Source organism: Taklimakanibacter lacteus, assembly GCA_003576695.1.
GTDB classification, from domain to species: Bacteria; Pseudomonadota; Alphaproteobacteria; order Rhizobiales; family Aestuariivirgaceae; genus Taklimakanibacter; species Taklimakanibacter lacteus.
This window is the reverse complement of the sequence record QOZQ01000004.1, coordinates 183976-208196: the sequence shown is the minus strand read 5'-3', so window position 1 is coordinate 208196 and position 24221 is coordinate 183976. Positions and strand designations below refer to the sequence as shown.

The 24221-nt window shown below is 63.0% G+C and carries 23 protein-coding genes; 10 read left to right on the top strand and 13 right to left on the bottom strand.

The annotated features are described in order from the left end of the window. Window positions 1-22: 22 nt before the first annotated feature. Complete coding sequence (locus DT068_RS09220) at window positions 23-1171, top strand: serine hydrolase domain-containing protein (RefSeq protein WP_119389522.1); 1149 nt, start codon at window positions 23-25, stop codon at window positions 1169-1171. 3 nt (window positions 1172-1174) lie between these two features. Here the strand turns inward: DT068_RS09220 and DT068_RS09215 are convergent, their stop codons facing one another. The 8 genes from DT068_RS09215 to petA all read right to left on the bottom strand — a co-directional run bounded on the left by DT068_RS09215 (window position 1175) and on the right by petA (window position 8646). Next, window positions 1175-1348 (bottom strand): hypothetical protein, encoded by a 174-nt coding sequence (locus DT068_RS09215; RefSeq protein ID WP_162914087.1) that lies wholly within the window; start codon window positions 1346-1348, stop codon window positions 1175-1177. Window positions 1349-1516: 168 nt separating this feature from the next. Beyond that, on the bottom strand, window positions 1517-3790 hold the full coding sequence (locus tag DT068_RS09210) for a xanthine dehydrogenase family protein molybdopterin-binding subunit (protein ID WP_438816423.1): 2274 nt from the start codon (window positions 3788-3790) through the stop codon (window positions 1517-1519). Between the two features lie 41 nt (window positions 3791-3831). Beyond that, window positions 3832-4818 (bottom strand): FAD binding domain-containing protein, encoded by a 987-nt coding sequence (locus tag DT068_RS09205; protein WP_119389519.1) that lies wholly within the window; start codon window positions 4816-4818, stop codon window positions 3832-3834. Then, window positions 4815-5324: a (2Fe-2S)-binding protein gene (locus tag DT068_RS09200; RefSeq protein ID WP_119389790.1), complete on the bottom strand. Its 510-nt coding sequence runs from the start codon at window positions 5322-5324 to the stop codon at window positions 4815-4817. The genes DT068_RS09205 and DT068_RS09200 overlap by 4 nt, the downstream gene beginning before the upstream one ends. A 75-nt stretch (window positions 5325-5399) precedes the next feature. Continuing rightward, complete coding sequence (locus tag DT068_RS09195) at window positions 5400-5834, bottom strand: MarR family winged helix-turn-helix transcriptional regulator (protein ID WP_119389518.1); 435 nt, start codon at window positions 5832-5834, stop codon at window positions 5400-5402. Window positions 5835-5975: 141 nt separating this feature from the next. Next, entirely contained in the window at window positions 5976-6794 is an 819-nt protein-coding gene (locus DT068_RS09190) for a cytochrome c1 (protein ID WP_119389517.1), read from the bottom strand. 15 nt (window positions 6795-6809) lie between these two features. Next, the gene (locus tag DT068_RS09185; protein WP_119389516.1) at window positions 6810-8072 is read right to left on the bottom strand and encodes a cytochrome b; all 1263 of its coding nucleotides are present in this window, start codon (window positions 8070-8072) and stop codon (window positions 6810-6812) included. Window positions 8073-8085: 13 nt separating this feature from the next. After that, window positions 8086-8646: a ubiquinol-cytochrome c reductase iron-sulfur subunit gene (gene petA, locus DT068_RS09180; protein WP_119389515.1), complete on the bottom strand. Its 561-nt coding sequence runs from the start codon at window positions 8644-8646 to the stop codon at window positions 8086-8088. A 167-nt stretch (window positions 8647-8813) separates the two neighbouring features. On the opposite strand from petA, the gene DT068_RS09175 reads away from it, so the two are divergent. From DT068_RS09175 to DT068_RS27950, 5 genes are all read left to right on the top strand, one after another. After that, window positions 8814-9266 (top strand): tRNA (cytidine(34)-2'-O)-methyltransferase, encoded by a 453-nt coding sequence (locus DT068_RS09175; RefSeq protein ID WP_119389514.1) that lies wholly within the window; start codon window positions 8814-8816, stop codon window positions 9264-9266. 71 nt (window positions 9267-9337) lie between these two features. Further along, on the top strand, window positions 9338-10210 hold the full coding sequence (gene hemF / locus DT068_RS09170; RefSeq protein WP_119389513.1) for an oxygen-dependent coproporphyrinogen oxidase: 873 nt from the start codon (window positions 9338-9340) through the stop codon (window positions 10208-10210). Window positions 10211-10221: 11 nt separating this feature from the next. Beyond that, the gene (locus tag DT068_RS09165; protein ID WP_119389512.1) at window positions 10222-10767 is read left to right on the top strand and encodes an adenine phosphoribosyltransferase; all 546 of its coding nucleotides are present in this window, start codon (window positions 10222-10224) and stop codon (window positions 10765-10767) included. A 138-nt stretch (window positions 10768-10905) separates the two neighbouring features. After that, window positions 10906-11868 carry a DMT family transporter gene (locus DT068_RS09160; protein ID WP_119389511.1) on the top strand — a complete coding sequence of 321 codons (963 nt, stop codon included), beginning with the start codon at window positions 10906-10908 and terminating at the stop codon, window positions 11866-11868. Between the two features lie 83 nt (window positions 11869-11951). After that, on the top strand, window positions 11952-12179 hold the full coding sequence (locus tag DT068_RS27950; RefSeq protein ID WP_162914086.1) for a hypothetical protein: 228 nt from the start codon (window positions 11952-11954) through the stop codon (window positions 12177-12179). Between the two features lie 15 nt (window positions 12180-12194). Here the strand turns inward: DT068_RS27950 and DT068_RS09155 are convergent, their stop codons facing one another. Both DT068_RS09155 and DT068_RS09150 read right to left on the bottom strand, forming a co-directional pair. After that, window positions 12195-13751, bottom strand: a complete 1557-nt coding sequence (locus DT068_RS09155) for a trimethylamine methyltransferase family protein (protein ID WP_119389789.1) — start codon at window positions 13749-13751, stop codon at window positions 12195-12197. Window positions 13752-13905: 154 nt separating this feature from the next. Then, a complete protein-coding gene (locus tag DT068_RS09150; RefSeq protein ID WP_119389510.1) occupies window positions 13906-15114 on the bottom strand; it encodes a cytochrome P450 in 1209 nt (402 codons plus the stop codon). 208 nt (window positions 15115-15322) lie between these two features. Between DT068_RS09150 and DT068_RS09145 the strand changes: the two genes are divergently transcribed. Further along, complete coding sequence (locus tag DT068_RS09145; protein WP_119389509.1) at window positions 15323-16546, top strand: multidrug effflux MFS transporter; 1224 nt, start codon at window positions 15323-15325, stop codon at window positions 16544-16546. A gap of 9 nt (window positions 16547-16555) precedes the next feature. Next, window positions 16556-17779 carry a multidrug effflux MFS transporter gene (locus DT068_RS09140; protein WP_119389508.1) on the top strand — a complete coding sequence of 408 codons (1224 nt, stop codon included), beginning with the start codon at window positions 16556-16558 and terminating at the stop codon, window positions 17777-17779. Here DT068_RS09140 and DT068_RS09135 read toward each other — a convergent pair whose 3' ends face one another. Together DT068_RS09135 and DT068_RS09130 are read right to left on the bottom strand one after the other, a co-directional pair. Further along, window positions 17780-18901: a sugar phosphate nucleotidyltransferase gene (locus DT068_RS09135; protein WP_119389507.1), complete on the bottom strand. Its 1122-nt coding sequence runs from the start codon at window positions 18899-18901 to the stop codon at window positions 17780-17782. 12 nt (window positions 18902-18913) lie between these two features. Continuing rightward, window positions 18914-21343 carry a GcvT family protein gene (locus DT068_RS09130; protein ID WP_119389506.1) on the bottom strand — a complete coding sequence of 810 codons (2430 nt, stop codon included), beginning with the start codon at window positions 21341-21343 and terminating at the stop codon, window positions 18914-18916. Window positions 21344-21483: 140 nt separating this feature from the next. Here DT068_RS09130 and DT068_RS09125 point away from each other — a divergent pair, with 140 nt between their 5' ends. Next, window positions 21484-22188 carry a DUF1194 domain-containing protein gene (locus tag DT068_RS09125; RefSeq protein WP_119389505.1) on the top strand — a complete coding sequence of 235 codons (705 nt, stop codon included), beginning with the start codon at window positions 21484-21486 and terminating at the stop codon, window positions 22186-22188. Here the strand turns inward: DT068_RS09125 and DT068_RS09120 are convergent. Then, complete coding sequence (locus tag DT068_RS09120) at window positions 22172-23071, bottom strand: LysR family transcriptional regulator (RefSeq protein WP_119389504.1); 900 nt, start codon at window positions 23069-23071, stop codon at window positions 22172-22174. The genes DT068_RS09125 and DT068_RS09120 overlap by 17 nt on opposite strands. Before the next feature lie 100 nt (window positions 23072-23171). Here DT068_RS09120 and DT068_RS09115 point away from each other — a divergent pair, with 100 nt between their 5' ends. Beyond that, entirely contained in the window at window positions 23172-24167 is a 996-nt protein-coding gene (locus tag DT068_RS09115) for an aldo/keto reductase (protein WP_119389503.1), read from the top strand. The last annotated feature ends 54 nt before the right edge of the window (window positions 24168-24221 follow it).

Genomic DNA, 24221 nt, shown 5'->3' with positions numbered 1-24221 from the left:
GCTGCCGCGATGAGGATGTATCATGCGATCCGTGTTGGCCGCCCTGTTTCTTGGTTATGCGATCACCGTCCCGACCTGGAGCGTGGCGGCCGAAACCTGCGGCGCATCTGTCGCCGCCCAAATGGAATGGCCGACCGCCACACCCGAGCAAGCCGGATTCGATACGGCCCTTCTTTGCTCGATCGACGCGACGCTCGACAGATCGCCGCAGATGAAGATCCACGCGGTCGTCGTCATCCGCCGCGGCAAGCTTGTGTATGAGACTTACCGGCCGGGCGACGACAATGAATGGAGATCGCAGCCCCGGACCATGGCCTATTCCGCGCAGGTGAAGCACGACATGTACTCGGTCAGTAAGAGCGTCGTCTCCCTGCTCGCCGGCATCGCCATCGATCGCAGGCACATCGCGAGCGTCGAGGAACCCTTGTTTGCCTTCTACACCGACTCCGCGGCTCTGCAAGAGCCGCGGAAGGTTACGATCAGACTGCGCCATCTCTTGACCATGACATCGGGACTCGCCTGGGATGAGGTGGCCCCCTATGACGATGACCGCAACGATCAGTTTGCGATGATCCGATCGGTCAATCCCTATCGCTTCGTACTCGCCAAGCCCCTGCAACATGAGCCCGGCGCCAGATGGAACTATAGCGGCGGCGATACCCAGCTTCTCGGCGGGATCGTGCAGCGGACAACACGCAAGTTCCTTGCCGATTTCGCCAAAGAAGCCTTGTTCGACCCGCTTGGCATTACCGACTTTCAATGGATGAAGATGCCGGCCAATGGCGAGTTCGCTGCCGATTCGGGATTGCGCCTGCGCCCGCGCGACATGGCCAAGATCGGCCAGCTCGTGCTCGACAAGGGCATGTGGAATGGCCGGCGGATCGTTTCGCGGGAATGGATCGATGAAGCGACCAGAACCCATGTCACGGGCTTCAATGAGGATATTCCTTCTCTCGGCTATGGCTATCAATGGTGGACCGATCACGGAAAAGTCGGTGACCGCGACATATCGTGGGTCAGTGCGCAGGGCCATGGCGGACAGCGGCTCTATGTGGTTCCCGCCTTTGACCTCGTGGTGGCAATAGCGGCGGGGCTCTACGGCGAGGAGAGCCAGGACTGGGTCTCCTTCGACATTCTCGACAAATTCGTCCTCGCCGCCATCCGGAACTGATCGTCATTCGGCCGGCAGCCTGTCAGGCATGGCCTCCCGCCGCGACCGGAGCACGCGGATCTGCGCGCCGGTCAAACCGAGCCGCTGTGCCCGGCGATCGACGAAATGGCTGAAATGGCGCGCCGTATCGACCAGTGCGCCCACGAATTCACGCCGCAGCGAACGCTTCATGCTCATCGCCATAAGCCTCCTGTTTGTCAGGTGGCTTACGATTTCGGCGGCGAGGTGGCGTTTTGCTTACATCTCGGCAATGTGGCGCGTGGCGGATGCTTATAATTCGGCAAGGAATGTCGATGATCCAGGAAGCCATCATCGGCATTGGAACATGCCTGCGCTATATATCGGTCAGGCAAACAGAAACTTGTCCGGCGTCAGCGGCAGCTCGCGAACGCGTTTTCCCGTGGCATTGAACGCAGCGTTGGCGATGGCGGCCGCGACCCCGGTGATGCCAATTTCACCGATGCCGCGCGCTCCCATGGGGGTACGGGGATCGGGAATATCGGTCCACAGCACATCGATGTCCGGCACGTCGAGATGCACCGGCACGTGGTAATCCGCGATCGAGGCGCTCATGATCCTTCCGGTTCGCTCATCGAACAAGGTCTCCTCGGTCAGCGCCATGCCGATTCCCATGATCATGCCGCCTCGAAACTGGCTCGCGGCGGTCTTCGGGTTGAGAATGCGGCCACAATCGAAGCAACCGACAAGTCGGTCCACGCGGACCTCTCCTGTCACTTCGCTCACGCGCAGCTCGCAAAAGATCGCCGACCTGCTGTGCATCGAGAATTTGAGCATTTCGAGGGGCGCACCGCTCTCTCCTGACACGCTGACCTCGCGGCGTGCCGCACGCTTGAGGATCGACACGAAGCTCTCGTGGCGAGATTGATCGTCGATCTTCCGCAGGCCGCCATTGGCAAATTCGATCTCCCCCACCTTCAGACCAGCGAGAGGCGTGTCGTTGCCAGCCAGGCGCAGCAGCTCGCTGGCCAGCTTTCCGCTGGCCGCATTGATGGCCGCCCCCAGCGAAGCGGTCTGCGACGAACCACCGGCAAAGCTGCCAAAGGGCAGGCTGGTATCACCGATCCTGACCGTGACTCGTTCCAGTGGCAAGCCAAGACGGTCCGCCGCGTGCTGTCGCTGCACCGTCGCGGTGCCGACGCCCATCTCATGCGCGGCACTTGAAACCGTGGCTTGACCGTCGCCGTCGATGGTGATCCGGGCGGACATGCCGGGCATCCGGGCATATGGGAAGGAGCCCGTCGCACAGCCCATGCCGAGAAGCCACTCATTATCCTTGCGCGAACGCGGCGTTGCCGCGCGACGATTCCAGCCGAACCGCTTCGCGCCCAGGTCATAAGCCAGCATCAGGTCGCTTTGGGAATGCGGCGTGCCGGTGACCGGATCGCAATCGGCGACGTTGCGGCGCCTGAGCTCGATGGGATCCATCCCCAATCCATGCGCCAGTTCGTCCATTGCGCATTCGATCGCGAAAGTGCCGACGGCTTCTCCGGGCGCGCGCATGAAGGTGTTCGCCAGCACATCGAGGTCGAGAGTGTGCTGGACGACGTCGAAGCTGGCCGATGCATAGAGCGATCGGCTGGTCAGGGTGAACGCCTCGTCGCAGACGCTGTGCGGCGGCTTTACCGAGAAGCCGTGGTGGATCAGTCCCATGAGCTTTCCGTCGGCGTCAGCGGCAAGAGCGACGCGCTGTTCCGTCGGTGACCGGCCGCCGATCAGACGATGCATGCCGGCGCGGGACAGAACGATACGCACCGGCCGGCCGGCAAGCTTGGCCGCTGCGGCGCCCAGGATCTGGTAATCCCACAGCGCCTTCCCGCCGAAGCCCCCGCCAACGAAGGGCGAGCTCACATGCACCTGTGTCTCCTTGATGCCGAAAACCTTGGCGAGTGAGCCGGCTGTGCCGTTCAGCATCTGCGTTGCGTCATGAACGATCAGCCGGTCGCCATTCCAGGCGATCGTCGCGGAATTGGGCTCGATCGGATTGTGATTGTGCCACGGCGTTCGATAGGTCGCATCAACACTGCGCACAGCTCTCCGGAACGCCGCCTGCACATCGCCTTTCTTCAGCCGATTCCTCTCGATCATGAGCGAGTCGGGCGTCCGCGCATCGGCCTTGGCATCCTCGAACCGCGTGCGTGCGGCGACGCTCTCGTAGCTTGCTTTGACCAGCGATGCGGCGTGATCGGCTTGCTCCTGCGTTTCGGCCAGTACCACTGCGACCGCCTGCCCGTTCCAGCGAATCTCCGGGTCCTGCATCACCGGCAGAATGTTGTTGCCGGCGGCCTTGAGATTGGCCAGTCCAATCGGCGGCGGCAACGCCATCTTGGGCGCGTTGCGATGCGTCATGACAAGAACGACGCCCGGCGCCGCCTCGGCGGAGGAGACGTCAATCTCCGAGATCCTGCCGCGGGCGATAGTCGAATGGACGCAAGCGGCATAGAGCAAACGCTCCATCGGCACCTCGGCGGCGAAGCGCGAGGAACCCCGCACCTTGTCAGGACCATCGAGGCGCGACTGTTGTGTGCCGAGGGTGACGCGTCGCTCTATCAATGGATCGGGCTTGCCGCCCGGCAGCCAGCTGCTGGGGACATAGCTCATCGCGGTGCGGACACCGCCGACGATGGCGTTCTGCAGCTTGCTCATGCTTCTGTTCCTGCGAGTTCGCTGAGCATGGCGACAATGGTCCTTTTCGCCAGCTCGACCTTGAATTCATTGCCATCGAAAGCCTTGGCGGCAGCGAGCTCGGTATCGGCGGCCTCGCGGAAACGCTCTCTCGTAGGAACCTGGCCGCGTAGAACTTGCTCGGCGCGCGCGGCGCGCCACGGCTTCGCCGCGACACCGCCCATGGCGATCCGCACGTCTTCGATTTTGCCCGCGGCGAGGCCCAGTCCTGCGGCCACCGAGACCAGCGCGAAGGCATAGCTCGAACGGTCGCGAACCTTGCGATAGCCGGAATTTGCCGCGGCTTCGCTCGGCGCGAGCTCGATCGCGGTGATCAATTCGCCCGGTCTCAATATCGTCTCGATCTCCGGATGATCACCGGGCAACCGATGGAGATCGAGCAACGGCACGTTTCTTTCGCCTCCGGCGCCGGCGAGATGCACGGTCGCGCCAAGTGCTGCGAGCGCCACGCACATGTCGGACGGATGCGTCGCGATGCAGTGCTCTGACGCGCCGAAGATCGCGTGATAGCGGTTGAAACCTTCGATGGCGTCACAACCGGCACCAGGTTCGCGCTTGTTGCAGTGCGATCCGGCGGCATCATAGAAGTAGGCACAGCGCGTCCTCTGGAGGATATTGCCCCCGACGGTCGCCATGTTGCGGATCTGTGCCGACGCGCCGGCCAGGATGGCACGCGATAGCATCGGATAACGCGCCCGCACGGCAGGATGCGCGGCAACGACGCTGTTGCGGACGGCGGCGCCGATCATCAGGCCGCCAGTTGGCGTATCCTCGATAAGGCCCGGCAGACGGGACACGTCCACCAGCGCGGCCGGCGCTTCGATGTTCTGCCGCATCAGGTCCACCAGATTGGTGCCGCCGCCGAGATAGCGGGCAGTTTCCGTTCTTGCGATGGACAGGGCTTCGGCCCGGTCGCCGGCACGCCGATAATCGAACGCTCTCATGCCGCGCCTCCGGCCATTATCTCCTCGATCGCTTCGACGATCCCGTTATGCGCGCCGCACCGGCAGAGGTTGCCGCTCATCCGTTCGCGTATCTCATGGCGCGTCGCGCCCATCGGGCCTTCGGTGAGATCGGCCGTCACATAGCTGGGGTCTCCCCTGCGCAACTCCTCGACCATAGCGATGGCGGAGCAAATCTGACCTGGTGTGCAGTAGCCGCATTGGAGGCCGTCATGCTCGATGAAGGCCTGCTGCAGCGGATGAAGCTGACCATCCTTCGCCGCCAGTCCTTCGATCGTCCACACCTCGCGCCCGTCCGCCTGGACCGCCAGCGTCAGGCACGACAGCACCCGCGTGCCATCGATGATGACGGTGCAGGCTCCGCAGCCCCCCTGATTGCAGCCCAGCTTTGTGCCGGTCAGGCCAAGCCGCTCCCTCAGCAGGTCAAGCAGCGAGATTCGCGGGTCATCCGGCAACGGATACTCCGTTCCATTGATGACGATTGCCATCGGTGCCTCCATTTACGGTTGGCCTCAAAACTGAGAGCCAGGGAAGCCATCAAGATAGTACGAAACTCGTAGTATTCAAGCCTGTGTGCCGGCGATTTTTTCCGTTAGCCGGATCAACTCGTCCTGTTCCCGCGGATCGAGCGACCGAAGCATGATACGGCACAATTCGCGATAGGCGGCGACGTGATCATCGATGGCCTGCCGTCCTTTGTGGGTCACGGTCAGCGCCAGCGATCGGCGATCGTCCTCGGTCCGGCGGCGCTCGATCAAGCTCCTCCGCACCAGCCGGTCGATGGCGGAGGACATCGTCGTCAAGGCGACATTGAGATATCGGGCGACGTCCCCCATGCCGCAACCGGGATTGTTGCCGATGAACACCAAGGTTTCGGCATCCAGGGCATTGAGCGCGTTATCCGTGGCGGCAGCGGCCTCCGCCACCTTGAATCGGCGCGTGAACCGCTCGAAGGCGCGGGTGAGCTGCTCGACTTGTACCTGGGTGGGTTCGGTCATGCCGGCACCAAAGCATGTTCGGTCCGCCAAAGCCAGCAATGCCCAGACCCGTCCGTTGCGACTTGTCGGTGCCGTTACGGGGACATCAGAAGAAAATGGCCGGAGAAGATCCGGCCATTCTCATTCGTCCTGCAATGGAATTCAGTGCTCGACCTTGGCCCAGACGCGCTGCTTTACGAGATAGAGCAGCACCGCGAAGATCGCGAGATAGATGATGGTGGCAAAGCCCATCGATTTGCGCTCTTCCATCTTGGGCTCGGCGGCCCAGGCGAGAAACGCCGAGACATCGCGCGCCATATCGTCAACCTTGTCCGGCGCGCCGTCATCGAAAGTCACCTGGCCGTCGGTGAGCGGCGGCGCCATCCCCATCCAATGGCCACTGGCGAAATAGGGATTGTAGTGCTTGCCTTCCACCGCCTCCTTGGCGATTTCCGGTGGCGGCTGCTCGAAGCCGGTCAGCACCGAATAGACATATTCAGGTCCGCCGATGCCGTTGACGAGCTGGTTGAAGGTGCCGTACCAGCCGGCCCGCGACTTGGTGATCAGCGACAGATCGGGCGGCAGCGCCCCGCCATTGGCGTTCTTCGCCGCCTGATCATTGGGGAATGGCGAGGGGAATCGGTCGGACGGCAGACCCGGACGATCGAACATCTCGCCGTCTTCGCCCGGTCCATCCTTGACAGTGAAGGTCGCAGCCAGCGCCTTGACCTGCTCCTCGGTGAAGCCTGGGCCACCGTGATCGGAGAGGTTGCGGAACGACAGGAGATGCATCGCATGGCAGGCCGAGCAGACTTCCTTGTAGACCTTGTAGCCACGCTGCAGCTGGCCCTTGTCGAATGTGCCGAAGGGGCCTTCGAAGGAATAGGAGATGTCCTTCGCATCCTTCTGGCCTTCGGCGGCAAAGGCCGGCACCGCGAGAAGAACCAGCGAGGCGGCGGCGAGTGTCTTGAGCAGTTTCATGGGTCTTTCTCCAGATCACTCGGCAGGCTGGGCCTGGCCTTGCGGCAAGGCGGGTTTCTTCTTGGCGAGCACGTCATCGGAGATCGATGAGGGCAGCGGCTTCGGCGTCTCGAGCAGGCCGAGCAGCGGCAGGATCACCAGGAAATGCACAAAATAGTAGATGGTGAAGAAACGCGACCACCACACATAGGCGCCCTCCGGCGGCTTCGAGCCCAGATAGCCAAGCGCGATGCAGGTTAAGACGAAGAACCAGAAGAACACCTTGTAGAGCGGCCGGTACGTGCCCGAGCGGACCTTGGACGTGTCGAGCCAGGGCAGCGCGAAGAGGATCAGGATCGAGCCGAACATCGCGACGACGCCGCCGAGCTTATCGGGAATGGCGCGCAGGATCGCGTAGAACGGCAGATAGTACCATTCCGGCACGATATGCGCGGGCGTCACGAGCGGATCGGCCGGCTGGTAGTTGATCGCGTGGCCGAGATAGTTCGGCGAGAAGAACAGGAACAGGCCGAAGAAGATGAGGAACACGACGATCGCGAAGGAGTCCTTCATCGTGTAGTAGGGGTGGAACGGCACCGTGTCCTGTCCCGACTTCACGCTCACCCCGGTCGGGTTGTTGTTGCCCGGCACGTGCAGCGCCCAGATATGCAGGCCGACCAGGCCGGCGAGCACGAAGGGCAGCAGATAGTGCAGCGAGAAGAAGCGGTTCAGCGTCGGGTTGTCGACCGCATAGCCGCCCCACAGCCAGGTGGTGACCGCTTCGCCGACAAACGGAATCGCCGAGAACAGGTTGGTGATCACCTTGGCGCCCCAGAAGCTCATCTGGCCCCAGGGCAGCACATAGCCCATGAAGGCGGTAGCCATCATCACTAGGTAGATGAGGACGCCGATGATCCACAGCACTTCGCGCGGCGCCTTGTAGGAGCCGTAATACATGCCGCGGAAGATATGGATATAGACGGCGATGAAGAACATCGACGCGCCATTGGCGTGCATGTAGCGCAGCAGCCAGCCGTAATTCACGTCGCGCATGATGTGCTCGACCGAATTGAAGGCGAGTTCGGCCTGTGGCGTGTAGTGCATCACCAGCACGATGCCGGTGATGATCTGCACCACCAGCATGAGGGCGAGGATGCCGCCGAAGGTCCACCAGTAGTTCAGGTTCTTCGGCGTCGGGAAATCGAGAGCCGAGCTCTTGACCAGCTCGACGATCGGGAGGCGCTCATGCAGCCACTTCTCTGCGGCGCTCTTGGGTTGGTAATTCGAATGTCCGCCCATCGCGTGCCCTCTGTTAGCCGATACGGATCTTGGTATCGGAAATATATGCGTATATCGGCACCGGCAGGTTCTGCGGCGCCGGACCTTTGCGGATGCGCCCGGCGGTGTCGTAGTGCGAGCCGTGGCACGGGCAGAACCACCCGCCGTAATCGCCCTGCTGGCCGAGCGGCACGCAGCCCAGATGCGTGCACACGCCCATCATCACCAGGAGCTTCTCCTTGCCGTCGACCACGCGATTGACGTCGGTGGCGGGATCGCCCTCTTTCACATTGGCGTTGCGCGCATCGGGATCGGGCAGGTCGGAAACCGGCACCGCCTTGGCGTCGTCGATCTCCTTCTGGGTGCGATGACGCACGAAGACCGGGTTGCCGCGCCACTTGATGGTAATGCTTTGGCCTTCCGCGATCGGCGCGATGTCGAGCTCGATCGAGGCCAGGGCGCGCACCGAGGCGTCGGGATTCATCTGGTCGATAAACGGCCAGGCCACCAGGGCCGCGCCCACCGCACCGGCCGCACCGGTGGCTATGTAGAGAAAGTCGCGCCGGTTCGGATCGGCATGTTCGGCTGTGGACACGTGGCAGTTTCCTCTCGCAAAGGGCACACCGGCAGGCCCGCGCAAACGGGTCGGCACACGAATTGGTGTGTTTTTGGCATCGGGTTTCCGGAATGTCTAGCCATCAAGTGTCGCAGTGACGGGATAGTTGGCGCTTGTCCCCATCCGGGGCTAAAGAGCTGAAAACCATGATCGAAATCGCCCTCTTCCAGCCCGATATTCCGCCCAATGCGGCGACCATCATGCGCATGGCCGCCTGCTTCGGCCTGAAGGTACGGATCATCGAGCCCGCGGGCTTCACCTGGTCCGATTCTTCGCTGAAGCGCGCCGGCATGGACTATCTCGACCATGCCCTGGTGCTGCGCGACGCCTCCTGGACCGCCTTCCGCACCGCCAGCCGGGGGCAACGTCTGATCCTTGCCTCGACCAAAGCCGCGACGCCCTATACCGATTTCAGCTTCCGGGCGGGCGACATCCTCCTCATGGGCCGCGAGAGCTCGGGCGTGCCGGATGAGGTTCATGACGCCGCCGACGCCCGCCTCCTGATCCCCATGCGGGAGGGCCTGCGCTCCCTCAATGTGGCGCTCGCTTGCGCCATGATCACCGGTGAAGCCTTGCGCCAGCTCAAGGCTTTCCCCTGAAGTTGGCCCAAAGCTGGGGTGTGTCGAGAAAACGCTTTGTCATTCGGGCCAGGCTTCGCCAGAATCGGCCCATGACCCTATCCCCCGAGCAGCGCCGGACAGTGGCGCGCGCCTGGTTCGAAGAGCTGCGCGATCAGCTCTGCGCCCAATTCGAGCAACTGGAAGACGAGATCGGCGGAACCGATCCGGCTGGCCGCTTCATCCGCAAGGACTGGACACGCCAGGATCACACGGGGGCTGCCGGCGGCGGAGGCGTCATGTCGATGATCCATGGCCGCCTGTTCGAGAAGGCCGGCATCCATTGCTCCACGGTACATGGCGAGTTTTCGCCTGAGTTCCGCAAGCAGATACCGGGTGCGGAGGAGGATCCGCGCTTCTGGGCTTCGGGCATCTCGCTCATCGCCCATCCGCGTAGTCCCTTCGTGCCCACCGTGCACATGAACACGCGCATGGTGGTAACGTCGAAGTCCTGGTTCGGTGGCGGCGCCGACCTGACCCCGGTGCTCGACCGCCGGCGCAGCCAGGATCATGCCGACAGCATCGCCTTCCACGCGGCCATGAAGCGGGCTTGCGATGCGCATGCGGTCGCCGACTACGCGAAATACAAGAAATGGTGCGATGACTATTTCTTCCTGCCGCACCGCCAGGAGCCGCGCGGCATTGGCGGCATCTTCTTCGATTATCTCGATTCCGGCGACTGGGCGGCGGATTTCGCTTTCGTGCAGGAGGTAGGCAAGGCTTTTCGCGCCGCCTATCCTCCGATCGTGCGCGCCAATATGAACGAAGCCTGGACCGAAGCCGACCGCGAGGAGCAGCTCATTCGCCGTGGCCGCTATGTGGAGTTCAACCTGCTGCATGACCGCGGCACGATCTTCGGCCTCAAGACCGGCGGCAATGTCGAGTCCATCCTGTCGTCGCTGCCGCCCGAAGTAAAATGGCCCTGAGGAGGGAGAATATGGATCTGCGCAACGGCTTCGACATCAAGCGCTATATCAGGACGATCCCCGACTATCCGAAGAAGGGCATCCTGTTCCGCGACATCACCACCCTCCTCGCCAATCTGCATGCCTTCCGCGCCGCCGTCGATGAGCTGGCCTGGCCGTTCCTCAAGGCTGAGATCGACTATGTTGCCGGCATCGAAGCCCGTGGCTTCATTTTAGGCGGCGCGGTCGCCCATGTGCTGGGCCGCGGCTTCGTGCCCATTCGCAAGAAGGGCAAGCTGCCCTACAAGGTGATCGGCCAGGACTACGCGCTCGAATATGGCGTCGACACGATCGAGATCCATGCCGATGCGGTAAGCAGGGGCGACCGCATTCTCCTGATCGACGATCTCGTCGCCACCGGCGGCACCGCCAATGCCGCCATCGATCTCATCCGCAAATCGGGCGGCGAAGTGGTGGCGGCGGCCTTCGTCATCGACCTTCCCGATATCGGCGGCAGCAAGCTTCTGCGCGACAAGGGTGTCAAGATCCACACACTGGTATCTTTCGAGGGGCACTAAAAATCTCCTTCCCCTTGCGGGGAAGGTGGTGCGAAGTGCTGAATGGGGTGAGCCAGCCGCAAAGCCTTGCAGGAATGGCGCGGCTGTCATGCCCATCCTTCTACAGCCCGGCCTCGCATTTCCGTGTAAGCGGTCACCATGAGCGAGACCACCACCGAGAGCGCGCCGGTCACGGCAGCCCCGCTGCCGTGGCTCGGCTATGCTTTCACGGCCATGGGCGCCGCCCTCTTCTCTTCCAAGGCCATCTTCATCAAGCTCGCTTATCTCGAGAAGTCGGATGCCGCCCTCATGCTCGCTCTGCGCATGATGATGTCGCTGCCCTTCTTCCTCGCCGTCGGCCTCTATGCGCTCTATCTGCACCGTCGGGCCGGCCGGCCTTATCCGAGCCGGCGTGTGGTGGCGCTTGCCTGCCTCAACGGCTTCATCGGCTATTATGTCGCCGCCTATCTCGATTTCGCCGGTCTCGTCTTCATCACCGCCCAGCTCGAGCGACTGGTGCTCTTCACCTATCCGGTCTTCGTGATGCTGCTGGGCTGGCTGTTCTTCAAGGGCCGCATCACTCTGCGCGGGCTGATCGGCGCCGGCATCACCTATTCCGGTCTCGCGCTCATCTTCTCAAGCGGCGTGTCGGTCGATGGCTGGAACGCCGTCATCGGCACGATCCTGGTGCTGGGCGCCGCGCTCGCTTTCGCGCTCTATCAGTTGCTCGCCAAAAACCTGATCTCGGCCATGGGCAGCACGCTCTTCACCGCCATCGCCATGTCCTCGGCGGGCGTCGCGAGCCTCGTCCACTATGCCATTACCTCGCACGGCGTCGGTCCAGCGGTCTCCTCGCACTATCTGATGCTGGTGGCGGGCTGTGCCTTCTTCGCCACCGTGCTTCCCGCCTTCTTCATCAATGCCGGCCTTGGCCGCATCACGCCCCAGGCCTCCTCGATGATCTCGACCCTCTCGCCGCTGGTTACCATCATCCTGGCGGTGATCTTCCTCGGCGAGGCCTTCACTTTCGTGGACGCCATCGGCACGACGCTGATCGTTTTGGGTGTCGGTTTCTACGCCTGGTCGGATGCCAGGGCGCCGAAGGCGACTACAGAAGGCTGATTTAGGAGCCTCCCCCGTCCTATGGCGGCCCAAGATGACAGGTGATATGATCCACTGTACCAGATACCCTTGGGATTTGCACCATGAGCTCATCAAAGGCCTCGGATAATCAGGATGCCATCAACAGCAGCAACTGGTATCAGAAGATGCGGGCTGCGACGAAAGCCCATGGCGTCAAATGGCGGAAACAATTCACGCCGGAAGAATTACAGTTCATCGAAAACGCAATGCATTCTGAATGCACTTGGGTCGCCCGCGCGAACAGGGAAGGCCTGCCGGGCCCCAGAAGATTTGGTGTGATAGACGATTGAGCCGGACGTGAAGCCTCACGCCACGCTGTCGGGCAGCACTTCCTTGCGTTTCGTCATGAAGGCCTGAAGTGCTTCATCAAGGCCCGGATCGAGAACCGGCGCCTCATAGTCGCGGAGCATTCGCTTCCACGTCTCGTTTGCGCGCTTCGTCGCATCCTTCTCGCCATCATCGCGCCACTGCTCGAAGGAATTGTTGTCGGCGACGAGCGAGCGCCAGAAGGCCGTCTCGAAATTGGCCTGGGTATGGGCGCAGCCGAGGAAATGCGACCCCGGCCCCACTTCGCGGATGGCCGACAGCCCCTGCCCGTTCTCGGAGAAGTCGACGCCTTCGGCGAAGCGCTGGAACATGGTGAGCTGGTCGGCGTCGATGATGAATTTCTCATAGGAGCTGACGAGCCCGCCTTCGAGCCAGCCCGCCGCATGCAGCATGAAATTGACCCCGCCCATCAGCGCCGGCCACAGCGTGTTGGCGGTCTCATGCGCGGCCTGCGCGTCGGTGACCTTGGAAGCGCACAGGCCGCCGCCTGAGCGGAAGGGCACGCCCAACCGGCGCGCCAGCTGGGCCGCGCCGAACAGCACATGCGCCGGTTCCGGCGTGCCGAAAGTGGGTGCGCCCGACTGCATCGAGATCGAGCTCGCGAAAGTGCCGAACACGACGGGTGCTCCAGGACGGCAGAGCTGCGCGAAGGCCATGCCGACCGAGGCTTCGGCGAGGATCTGGGTGAGCGTGCCGACCACCGTCACCGCCGACATGGCGCCCGACAGAATGAAGGGCGACACGACAGTGGCCTGGTTGGCGCGTGCATAGACCTTGAGCGCCCCCACCATCGTGCCGTCGAAGACGAGTGGCGAATTGGCGTTGATGAGATTGATCAGCACGCAATTCTGGTCGACGAATTCATCGCCGAACACCATCTTTGCCATCGTCACGGAATCTTCGGCACGCTCGGGCGCCGTGACCGAGCCCATGAAAGGTTTGTCGGAATAGCGGATATGGCTGTAGACCATGTCGAGATGGCGCTTGGCCACCGGGATGTCGACCGGCTCGCACACGGTGCCGCCGGAATGATGCAGCGACGGCGACATGTAAGCGAGCTTCACGAAATTGCGGAAATCCTCGATCGTCGCATAGCGCCGGCCCTCATCGAGATTGCGGATGAAGGGCGGGCCATAGACCGGCACGAAGATCGTGTTGTTGCCACCGACCGTGACGGAGCGCTCAGGGTTCCGCGCATATTGCACGAACTCGCGTGGCGCCGTCTTGATGAGCGAGCGCACCAGGCCCTTGGGGAAGCGCACCCGATCGCCCCTCACATCCGCCCCCGCCGCCTTCCACATCGACAGCGCCTCGGCGTCGTCGCGGAAATCGATGCCGATCTCCTGCAGCACCGTCTCGGCATTGGCCTCGATGAGCTCGAGCTGCTCGGCGCTGAAGGGTTCATAGAGCGGAACCTGGCGGCGGATGAAGCCCTGCTGCTTGGCCGTGCCGGAAGTGCGCGCGGCGCGGCGCGCCTCGGCGCCGCCGCGGGCGCGGCGGCCGCCTGAGGAAGGAAGGGTCTGGGCTTCGGACATCATCACACCGTTGAATTCATCTCACCTCCTCGGGTGATACGCTCAACAGGGCCCCGGAGACGGCGCATTTCCGCCTTGGCATGGCGCGGAAACGACCTTGTCGATGGCGCATCGGCTTATCCTGAAACCGCACTGCACTTTTACGGCCGATGCGCTACCAAATCAGGTCGAGGCGTTCCAGTCCGTGGAAATGATAGGCATCCCGGTAGGCTGGCCGTCGGGCCAGCTTCAGCCCCGGCAGGCGCTGGAACAGGATCGGCAACGCCACATTGAGCTCCAGCCGGGCGAGCGGCGCACCGACGCAGAAATGGATGCCGGCGCCGAAGCTTACATGCGGATTGGGCGTCCGCAACGGATCGAACCGGTCGGGCTCGGAAAAGCGCGCCGGGTCACGATTGGCGGCGCCGAGCAGCAGGCCGACCGTCTCGCCTTTCTTCAATCTGAGGCCGTTAAAATCGACATCTTCCAGTGCATAGCGGGTGAAGAGATGAAGCGGCGCATCGAAGCGCAGCAGTTCCTCGATATGGCCTTCACCGAGATCCGGTCCCGCCTGCCGCTCTTCCAGGAGCGCCTTTACCCCATTGCCGATGGCATGCACGCTCGCTTCATGCCCGGCATTGAGGAGCAGGACTGCCGTGGTGATGAGCTCCTCCTCGGAGAGCGACTTTCCCTCCGCCTCGGCGGCGATCAGCTGGGAGAGCAGGTCATCGCCCGGACTCTTGCGCCTTTCCCGCACGAACCCCCGCATGAAGGCGCTGAAGGCAATGGTCGCTTCGACCGCCTTGCGTTCGATCTCCGGATCGCGCCGCGCCTGGTACATCGCCACCATGTCATGCGACCAGGCGAGAAGCTGCGGTCCCGTTTCAACCGGCACGCCCAGAAGCTCGGCGATGACCGTGATGGGAATGGGCGTTGCGAGATGCTCGAGCAGCTCGACCTCGCGCCTGGTTGCGAAGCCATCGATCAGCTCATGCGTCAACTGTGCGATGCGCGGCCGCAACCGCTCGACCGTGCGCGACAGGAAGGCCCGGTTGACGAGGCCGCGCAGCCTCGTATGCACCGGCGGCTCGGTCTCGAGCAGCGAATGCTGCTCGAACGCGTAGAACGGCCTCAGATGCTCAGGTGTTTCAGGCCAGCCCAGCTCGGCGCGCGACATCACATGCAGGATCTGGCGGCCGAAGCGGCGGTCGCGCAGCAGTGCCGCCACATCGTCATGGCGCGCGAAGCACCAATAGCCATAGTCTTCCCATTTGAAGACGGGGACCGCCTCGCGCAGGCGCTCATAAGCGGGATAAGGATTATTGAAGAACCCGGTCTCGCGCGGGTCGAGGCTGACGCTCCGGTGGCTGGTATCGATCTTCATGTCCGTCTGGCCTAGCCGCAAACCGCTGAAGGCATAACATGAAAGCCCATATCAGTGTCGATATCGAAGGGGTGACCGCCATCGCAGGGGGAAATCGCAGGCTGCTCATGCTGAATTTCGCTACGTAGCCAGCTTCCGGCGCAGGGCTGGCAGGGATGACAGCACGGCCCGCCGCCGCTATTGTGCGCCCCTTCGTGAAAGTTCCGTCATGACAACAACTGGACCGCAACGCTCCAGCGCGGAGTTCATCGCGCTCATCGCCCTCACTTTCTCGCTGATAGCGATGTCGATCGATTCGATGCTGCCGGCCCTGGGCGATATCGCCAACGATCTCGGCGCCCGCGACCCGAATGACCGCCAGCTCGTCCTGACGGCTTTCTTCGGCGGGCTGACGCTGGGCCAGTTCATCTATGGGCCCATTTCCGACAGCACCGGCCGCAAGCCCGCAATGTATGCCGGCATCATCTGCTTCATCGCCGGCGGCCTCATTTGCGCCCTCACCCATGATTTCACCACCCTGATTCTGGGCCGCGTGCTTCAAGGGTTCGGCGCCGCCGGGCCGCGCATCGTCGCCATGGCGATGGTGCGCGATCTCTATGCCGGGCGCGCCATGGCGCGCATCATGTCCTTCGTCATGGCGGTGTTCATTCTGGTGCCGATCCTCGCCCCCTCGATCGGCCAGCTCATGCTGCTCTTCGCCAGCTGGCGCGGCATCTTCTACGGCCTGGTGATCGTCGGCATCATCGACTTTCTCTGGCTGGCGACACGCCAGGAGGAGACGCTGAAGCCTGCCGACCGCGTTCCCCTTTCGCTCGGCCATATCCTGCGCGCCACCCGCGAGGCGCTGAGCAACCGCGTGACGCTCGGCTATACGCTGGCGACCGGCTTCGTCTTCGGCGCCTTCATCAGCTATCTCGGCACATCGCAGCAGATTTTCCAGGAGCAGTACGGCACCGGCAAGCTCTTCGCCCTGTTCTTCGGCATTCTCGCGGCCGGCATCGGCCTCGCCTCTATCGTCAATGCCAAGCTGGTGATGCGTTTCGGCATGCGCAATCTGTCGAAATGGGCGCTGTGGTCGGCCTGCCTCCTGTCCGTGGGCTTCCTGGGTGTTGCCTATCTCCTGGACGGGCATCCGCCGCTCTGGGCTTTCGTCTCCTTCATGACGGTGCTGTTCTTCTTCAACGGCCTCCTCTTCGGCAACTACAATGCGCTGGCGATGGAGCCGATGGGCCATATTGCGGGCGTTGCCGCGGCGGTGACCGGTTCGCTGTCGAGCCTTGTTGCGGTCAGTGCCGGCACCCCGATCGGGCGCCTCTATGACGGCACGGTCATCCCGTTGATCGCGGGCTTCGCCTGCATGGGCCTTGCCGCCCTCCTCGCCACCGAATGGGCGGAAAGAGGCCGCCGTGCTCTCGCCATCACGCCGAGCTGATCGCCACCGATGACGACACCGGCACCGCAACGCTCCAGCGTGGAATTCATCACGCTGATGGCCCTCACTTTCTCGCTCATCGCCATGTCGATCGACGGCATGCTGGCGGCGCTGGGTGACATCGCGCGCGACCTCGGCGCCGGCGACCCGAATGACCGCCAGCTCGTCCTTACCGCCTTCTTCGCCGGGCTCACCGTCGGCCAGTTCATCTATGGCCCCATTTCCGACAGCACCGGACGGAAGCCGGCAATGTATGCCGGCATCGGCTGCTTCATTGCCGGCGGGCTGATCTGCGCCGTCACCACCGACTTCACCACCATGATCCTGGCGCGCGCTTTGCAGGGCTTCGGCGCCGCGGGCCCGCGCATCGTCGGCATGGCCATGGTGCGCGACCTTCATGGTGGCCGCGCCATGGCGCGGATCATGTCCTTCGTGATGGCGGTGCTGATCCTGGTTCCGGTCATGGCGCCCTCGATCGGCCAGCTCATCCTGTTCGTCGCCGACTGGCGCGCCATTTTCTTCGGTCTCGCGATCATGGGCATGGTCGATTTCCTGTGGCTGGCGATGCGCCAGAGCGAGACACTGGCGCCGCCCGACCGGGTACCCTTGTCGCTGCGCCGCATCCTGCTCTCGGCCCGGGAGGCGGTCACCCATCGCACCACCCTCGGCTACACCCTGGCGACAGGCTTCATCTTCGGCGCCGTCATCAGCTATCTCGGCACCTCACAGCAGATCTTCCAGGAGCAATATGGCACCGGCAGGCTGTTCGGTCTCTATTTCGGCATACTGGCTGCCGGCATCGGCCTTGCCGCCATTGTCAATGCCCGGCTGGTGAACCGCTTCGGCATGCGCAACCTGTCAAAATGGGCCCTGCGCACCTCATGCCTGCTGTCGATCGTCTTCCTGGTCATCGCCTTCCTGCTCGGGGGCCATCCCCCGCTCTGGGCCTTCATGGCCTATATGACCGTGCTGTTCTTCTGCAACGGCCTGCAGTTCAGCAATTACAGCGCGCTTGCCATGGAGCCCATGGGCCACATTGCCGGCGTGGCGGCAGCGGTGGTGGGATCCCTCTCCAATCTGGTCGCGGTGGGCACCGGCACGCCGGTCGGCCAGCTCTATGACGGCACGGTGATTCCGCTGGTCGCCGGATTCGCCGGCCTCGGCATTGCGGCGCTACTGGCAGCCGAATGGGCGGAACTGGGCCGACCCACCCGCACGATAACCCCCAGCTGATCAGTCCGGTTCGGGCAGCAGAATATCGGCTGAGACCGCCACGATCCCAAGTTCGCCTTCGCCTCGGTTCGCGATATGGCCGTCGCTGCCGGGAGAGATATAGACGAATTCATTGGCCTTCACGGGATGCGATGTGGTGCCAACCATCGCAACACCATCGCCGGATGCGACGATCCAATATTCGGCCTGCCGAAGCCGCGGCAAGGCCAGCACCTCGCCCGGCTGAACCGAAATACATCTCAGCGCATGCGGCCCGCCGCCTTGTCCGCTGCGCAGCAACGCATAGATCGTTTGCCAGGAACCGATATCCGTCCAGTCATGCAGAGCTGGCACAACCGCGGCACGTGCCGTCTTCTCCATGACGGCATAATCGATCGACCGGCCGGCAGCCCGCGCGAAAGCACTGTCCTGAGGCCGCACGACATGGGAATGGACGGCCGCTCCCTGCATGGCGGCGTGCACCGCCTCGACGGTTTCACCATCGAACCGTCGATACTCATCGATCAGGCTCGGTGCCTGAAACAGGAAATTGCCCGAGTTCCACAACAGGCCGTCACGCATATGGCGCGCGGCGCTGTCGGCATCCGGCTTCTCGATGAACCGGCGCACGCTCCGGGCATTGCCGGCCATCACCTCGCCCGGCTCGATATAGCCATAGCCGGTGGCCGCATGATCTGGCACGATTCCGAATGTGACGATCGCCCCTGATCTCGCCGCATCGAGCGCCGCCCTGCAAGTCCCTCGGAAGCCATCGCCATCGCGCACGACGTGATCGGCGGCAAGCGCAAGCACCATGGCATCGCCGCCACGCGTGGCGGCGATATGCAGGGTGCCCGCCAGAATGGCAGGGCCCGAGCCCTTTCGTTCCGGCTCAAGGATGATTTCTGCCGGTGCCCGAAGGGCCTTCAGCTGCCTTTCCACATGACCCTGACAGCTATGGTGGGTAATGATGACCGGCGTCGCGAAGAGGTCAGGATCGCGCAAGCGCAGCGCGGTCTCCTGGAATGTCGAATGATCCGCGAACAACGGCAGGAACTGTTTCGGCAGGCTCTCGCGCGAAATGGGCTGCAGGCGCGTGCCCGCCCCACCGCACATGATCAGAGGCGTGATCAGGCCGGCCATTGGCAACTATCCTCAGCCCCTCATGCGCTCGCCTTTGGGATCGAACAAGGGCTGGCGTTGCGGCTTCGCATTGTAGCGCTTGCCGATGATCTCGATCTCGAAGCCCTGGTCGTCCTCGGCGATCTCCTTCGGCACATAGCCGAGCGCCACCGACTGGCCGACAAAATGGGCATAGCCACCCGAGGTGACCCAGCCGACGACATTGTTTTTGTACCAAACCGGCTCATCGCCGATGACATCGACATCTCTGGTCTCGACCGTGAACGTCACGAGCCTGAGCTTGCCGCCCGCCTCCTTCTCCTTGAGGGCACCGTCACGGCCGATGAAATCATTCTTCTTGAAAGACACGAAGCGGCCAAGTCCCGCTTCCAGCGGCCCATAGATCGGACGGTATTCGCGCGCCCAGGTGCCCCAGGATTTTTCAAGGCGGAGCGACATCAACGCCCGGCCGCCGAAATGGACGAGGCCAAGATCGCGCCCCGCCTCGACGATCATGTCATGCGCGGCGGCGAGATAGTCCGATCGTACCCAGATCTCGAAGCCCAGATCGCCGGTGAAGGAGACGCGGCCGACCTTGGCCGGCACGATTCCCAGATCCATTTCGCGGAAGGCCATGAAGGGCATGGCGGCATTGGAGACATCTTCATCGGTCAGCCTGGCCAGAAGCTCGCGCGATTTGGGTCCGGCGATCGAAAGCCCGGCCAGCTCGAAAGCGAGCGGGCGCACCGCGACACTACCGTCCTTCGGCAGATGCGCCTCGAACCAGCGCATGTGATAGTTCTCGGCCGGGCCTGATCCGAAGATGTAGAAGCGCTCGTCGTCCGCCTTGGCGACGGTGAAGTCGCCGATGAGCTTGCCCGCTTCATTGAGCATCGGCGTCAATGCCAGATGTCCTTTGGCCGGCATGCGATTGGTGAGGAGATGCGACAGCCAGCTCTCGGCCCCCGTTCCCGTGATCTCGTATTTGGCATAGCCGGTGATCTCGATCACCCCCACGCCGTTGCGCACCGCGCGGCATTCATCGCCGATGATCGGAAAGGCATTTGAGCGCCGGAAGGTGATCTTCTCCTGCGGCTTCTTGCCCTTGGGCGCGAACCACAAGGCCTGCTCGAGGCCATAGGCCACGCCGAAGAAAGCGCCCATCGCCTTGAACCGGTCATAGAGGGCGCTCGTGCGCAGCGGCCGCGCCGCCGGCAGCTCCTCATTCGGGAAGGTGATGCGGAAACGGCGCCCGTAATTCTCGATGACCTTCTTCGACGTATAGGACATGTTCGCCCACGAGCCGTAGCGCGCCACATCCATGGCCCAGATGTCGAAGCCTGGATCGCCGTCGACGATCCAGTTGGACAGAGCGAGGCCGACACCGCCGCCCTGGCTGAAGCCCGCCATCACGCCGCAGGCGACCCAGTAATTGTGAAGGCCGCGGATCGGCCCGACCAGCGGATTGCCGTCGGGCGCGAAAGTGAAGGGCCCGTGGATGACATTCTTGATGCCGGCCTTGGCAAGCGCCGGATGGTGCTGGAAGGCGCGTTCGAGATTGTCGGAGATGTGGTCGAGATCGGGCGGCAGCAGCTCGGTCGAGAAATCCCACGGTGCTGCTTTCGGCGACCACGGCCTGCCATTGGGCTCATAGGTGCCAACCAGCGCGCCGGTGCGCTCCTGGCGCATATAGAGCTCGCCATCGAAATCGATGCAATGCAGCATCTCGCGGCCGGTCTCCTTGTTGAAGGCGACGACCTCGGGAATTTCCTCGGTGATGAGATACTGATGCGCCATGGCGAGGATCGGCAATTCGAGGCCGACAAAGCGCCCCACCTCGCGCGCCCACAGGCCGCCGGCATTGACCACATGCTCGGCATGGATCGTGCCTTGCTCGGTGACGACATCCCACGTTCCATCCTGGCGCTGCACCGTATCGGTGACGCGGTTCTTGCGGATAACTTCCGCACCCTGCACGCGCGCCGCCTTGGCATAGGCATGCGTCGTGCCGGAAGGATCGAGATGGCCCTCGAGCGGATGATACATGGCGCCGATGAACTGCTTCTCATCGAGCAGCGGCCAATGCTTCTTCGCCTCCTTGACCGGAATGAGCTCGGTCGGGACGCCGAGATAGCGGTTGCGCGCATGCGCCATCTTGAGCCAGTCCCAGCGGTCGCGATTGGAGACGAGCATGACGCCGCCGGTCAGATGAATGCCGGTCGCCTGACCCGAGATCTGCTCGATCTCCTTGTAGAGATTGATCGTATATTCCTGCAGCTTCGCGACATTGGGATCGCCGTTGAGCGTATGGAAGCCGCCCGCCGCATGCCAGGTCGACCCGGAAGTGAGCTCGTCCCGCTCCACCAGGACGACATCCTTCCAGCCGCGCTTGGTGAGGTGATAGAGTACGGACGCACCGACGACACCGCCGCCGATGACGACTACACGAGCCTGACTGCGCATGGGATTTCCTTGAAAAGACGGGCGTATTCGAGAAGTTTCTAGCGAATGCACGGAATGCCTGCAACGGCGCGGCAGCGTCAGGCCGGTGAGAAGTTTTCAACTCTGCCGCCGACACGGCGCTGGATATAGGCTTCGGTTCGATGCGACACCTGCTGGCTTTCTTCATTCTTGCCATGGGCTTTGCGCCAGCCGGCCAAGCCGCCGAGACTGCCGTCGATCTCGAGCTTGTACTGGCGGTCGACGCCTCGGGCAGCGTCAACGACCAGGAATACCAGCTGCAGCTCGCCGGCATCGCCAGCGGATTCCGTGATGCGGCGGTCCGCAAGGCGATCCGTTCCGGCCCGCAGAAGAGCATCGCCGTCAATCTCCTGATCTGGGCCGAGCCGCAGGCGCCAAAGGACACGACCGGCTGGTTCGTCATCACAAGCGATGCTGATGCGGAAAGCTTCGCCAGGAGCGTCGAGGCATATCCCCGCCGGCAGACCGGATCGACGGCGATCGGCGAAGGCATCGCCGCGGCCCTGCGATCGATCGATACCAACAGCATCAAGGGCGAACGCGAAGTGGTTGACGTCTCGGGCGATGGGCGCGAATCGGTGGCGCGCGAATTCACCGTGCTCGTCGATCAGGCCCGTGCCATGGCGCTCGCCCGCGGCGTCATTGTCAACGGTCTCGCCATCCAGAACGAGGTCGCCGATCTCGCCGACTACTATCGCCGCAATGTCCAGTCGGGGCCTGAAAGCTTCGTGATGGCGGCCAAGGACTATGAGGATTTCGCCGAGGCCATGCGCCGCAAGCTCCTGCGCGAGATCGAGTATCGGCCGCGCATCACCTTTCTGGATTGATGCGGCGGATGAAATCGATGAAGGCGCGCAGTGCCGGACGCATATGGCGCTGGCGGGGATAGTAGAGAAAGAAGCCGGGATAGGACGGGCACCATTCATCGAGTACGCAGACGAGACTGCCGGCCGCGAGATCCTTCCTCACCCGATCTTCGAATGCATAAGCGAGACCGATCCCGGCCCTGGCCGCCTCGACAGTGAGGCCACTGTCGTTCAGCACCAGCGAGCCGCGGACGCTCACTTCGACGACGTTGCCATCCTTCTCCAATTCCCATCGATAGATGTTGCCGCCCGGAAACCTCAGCCCGATACAATTATGCCGCTGTAGATCTTCCGGCCTACGGGGAACGCCGGCAGAAGCGAGATAGTCCGGCGCCGCGACAATAATGCCCCTGAGATCGCCCCCTATCCGCACCGCGATCATATCCTGCTCGAGACTTTCACCCAGGCGGATGCCGGCGTCGAAGTTTCGCGCGACGATATCGGTGAGGCTGTCATCGATGTGAAGATCGACGATGACGTCCGGATAGCGCTCCTTGAATTGACCGAGATGCGGGATCAGCAGGAACTGGGTGACGGATTGTGCCGCCGTCAGGCGCAGGACGCCGGCCGGCTCGCCGCCGCTTTCAGCGAGGCCGGCGAGCGCCGCATCGATGTCGTTGAGGGCCGGCCCGAGCCGGGCCAGCAGCTTGAGGCCAGCTTCGGTCGGCGCAATGCTGCGCGTGGTCCGGTTGAGCAACCGCACGCCCAGGCGCTTCTCCAGGCTGTCGATGCCGTGGCTGACCGCCGATGGGGATATGCCGATGGCCTTTGCCGCGCCGCGAAAGCCGCCGCGCGCGACGACTTCGGCAAAGAGGGTGAGACCGGCCAGATCACTGCGCTTCATTGATGAACTAGATAGAACAGCTTGTTCGATATTGCACGACTTAACGAACAAAGGCGGCCTTCCTAGATAAATCGCGAATTTCCAGACAGAGGAGAAGACCATGAAACAACGCAAACTCGGCGCCGATCTCACCGTCTCCGCCATCGGACTCGGCTGCATGGGCATGACCTTTGCCTATGGCGGCCAGGAAGAGGCAAAATCGATCGAGACCTTGCGCCGCGCCGTAGATCTCGGCGTCACCTTCTTCGACACGGCGGAAGTCTATGGTCCCTTCGACAACGAGATTTTGGTCGGCAAGGCGTTGAAGGGGTTGCGCGACAAGGTGGTGATCGCGACCAAATTCGGCTTCACCTTTGACAACGGGCGCGGCGGACCATCATTGATCACGGGCGTCGATAGCCGCCCCGCGCATGTGAAGGACGTCGCCGACGCCTCGCTGAAGCGGCTGGGGATCGATGTGATCGACCTCTACTACCAGCATCGCGTCGATCCCAAGGTACCGATCGAGGACACGGTGGGCGCCATGGCCGAGCTGGTCCGGGCCGGGAAAGTGAAGGCGCTGGGCTTGTCGGAGGCGAGCGCCGCGACGATCCGGCGGGCGCATCGGATTCACCCGATTGCCGCGGTCCAGAGCGAATATTCGCTATGGACGCGTGATCCGGAAGCCGAAGTGCTGGCCACCTGCCGCGAGCTCGGCATCGGCTTCGTGCCCTACAGCCCCCTGGGCCGCGGCTTCCTGACGGGTGCGATCCGCAACGCCGAAGCGCTCGGCGACAATGACTGGCGCCGCACCCAGCCGCGCTTCCAGGCCGACACGATCAAGGCCAATCTGTCGCTGGTCGAGACGCTTGAGAAAATCGCGCGGACGAAAGGCGTGACGACAGCACAGCTGGTGCTCGCCTGGGTCCTCCACCAGGGCGATTTCATCGTGCCGATCCCGGGCGTGCGCAAGGTCAGGCATCTCGAAGACAATGCCGGCGCCGTCGACGTGACGCTCACCGCGAAGGAGCTTGCCGACATTGCCGCTGCTGTTCCGAAGGACGCCGTTGCCGGCAAGCGCTACACCGATGAAGGCCTGAAGCTGGTCAACGCGTAAAGCATGATCCGGAAAAGTGGGCGCCGGTTTTCCGGAAAGATCATGCGCAACAAA

Excerpts from the sequence above, each read along its gene's own strand:
- DT068_RS09220 (WP_119389522.1), top strand. The coding sequence starts at position 23 with ATGCGATCCGTGTTGGCCGCCCTGTTTCTTGGTTATGCGATCACCGTC.
- DT068_RS09215 (WP_162914087.1), bottom strand. The coding sequence starts at position 1,348 with ATGAGCATGAAGCGTTCGCTGCGGCGTGAATTCGTGGGCGCACTGGTC.
- DT068_RS09210 (WP_438816423.1), bottom strand. The coding sequence starts at position 3,790 with ATGAGCTATGTCCCCAGCAGCTGGCTGCCGGGCGGCAAGCCCGATCCA.
- DT068_RS09205 (WP_119389519.1), bottom strand. The coding sequence starts at position 4,818 with ATGAGAGCGTTCGATTATCGGCGTGCCGGCGACCGGGCCGAAGCCCTG.
- DT068_RS09200 (WP_119389790.1), bottom strand. The coding sequence starts at position 5,324 with ATGGCAATCGTCATCAATGGAACGGAGTATCCGTTGCCGGATGACCCG.
- DT068_RS09195 (WP_119389518.1), bottom strand. The coding sequence starts at position 5,834 with ATGACCGAACCCACCCAGGTACAAGTCGAGCAGCTCACCCGCGCCTTC.
- DT068_RS09190 (WP_119389517.1), bottom strand. The coding sequence starts at position 6,794 with ATGAAACTGCTCAAGACACTCGCCGCCGCCTCGCTGGTTCTTCTCGCG.
- DT068_RS09185 (WP_119389516.1), bottom strand. The coding sequence starts at position 8,072 with ATGGGCGGACATTCGAATTACCAACCCAAGAGCGCCGCAGAGAAGTGG.
- DT068_RS09175 (WP_119389514.1), top strand. The coding sequence starts at position 8,814 with ATGATCGAAATCGCCCTCTTCCAGCCCGATATTCCGCCCAATGCGGCG.
- hemF (WP_119389513.1), top strand. The coding sequence starts at position 9,338 with ATGACCCTATCCCCCGAGCAGCGCCGGACAGTGGCGCGCGCCTGGTTC.
- DT068_RS09165 (WP_119389512.1), top strand. The coding sequence starts at position 10,222 with ATGGATCTGCGCAACGGCTTCGACATCAAGCGCTATATCAGGACGATC.
- DT068_RS09160 (WP_119389511.1), top strand. The coding sequence starts at position 10,906 with ATGAGCGAGACCACCACCGAGAGCGCGCCGGTCACGGCAGCCCCGCTG.
- DT068_RS27950 (WP_162914086.1), top strand. The coding sequence starts at position 11,952 with ATGAGCTCATCAAAGGCCTCGGATAATCAGGATGCCATCAACAGCAGC.
- DT068_RS09155 (WP_119389789.1), bottom strand. The coding sequence starts at position 13,751 with ATGTCCGAAGCCCAGACCCTTCCTTCCTCAGGCGGCCGCCGCGCCCGC.
- DT068_RS09150 (WP_119389510.1), bottom strand. The coding sequence starts at position 15,114 with ATGAAGATCGATACCAGCCACCGGAGCGTCAGCCTCGACCCGCGCGAG.
- DT068_RS09145 (WP_119389509.1), top strand. The coding sequence starts at position 15,323 with ATGACAACAACTGGACCGCAACGCTCCAGCGCGGAGTTCATCGCGCTC.
- DT068_RS09140 (WP_119389508.1), top strand. The coding sequence starts at position 16,556 with ATGACGACACCGGCACCGCAACGCTCCAGCGTGGAATTCATCACGCTG.
- DT068_RS09135 (WP_119389507.1), bottom strand. The coding sequence starts at position 18,901 with ATGGCCGGCCTGATCACGCCTCTGATCATGTGCGGTGGGGCGGGCACG.
- DT068_RS09130 (WP_119389506.1), bottom strand. The coding sequence starts at position 21,343 with ATGCGCAGTCAGGCTCGTGTAGTCGTCATCGGCGGCGGTGTCGTCGGT.
- DT068_RS09125 (WP_119389505.1), top strand. The coding sequence starts at position 21,484 with ATGCGACACCTGCTGGCTTTCTTCATTCTTGCCATGGGCTTTGCGCCA.
- DT068_RS09120 (WP_119389504.1), bottom strand. The coding sequence starts at position 23,071 with ATGAAGCGCAGTGATCTGGCCGGTCTCACCCTCTTTGCCGAAGTCGTC.
- DT068_RS09115 (WP_119389503.1), top strand. The coding sequence starts at position 23,172 with ATGAAACAACGCAAACTCGGCGCCGATCTCACCGTCTCCGCCATCGGA.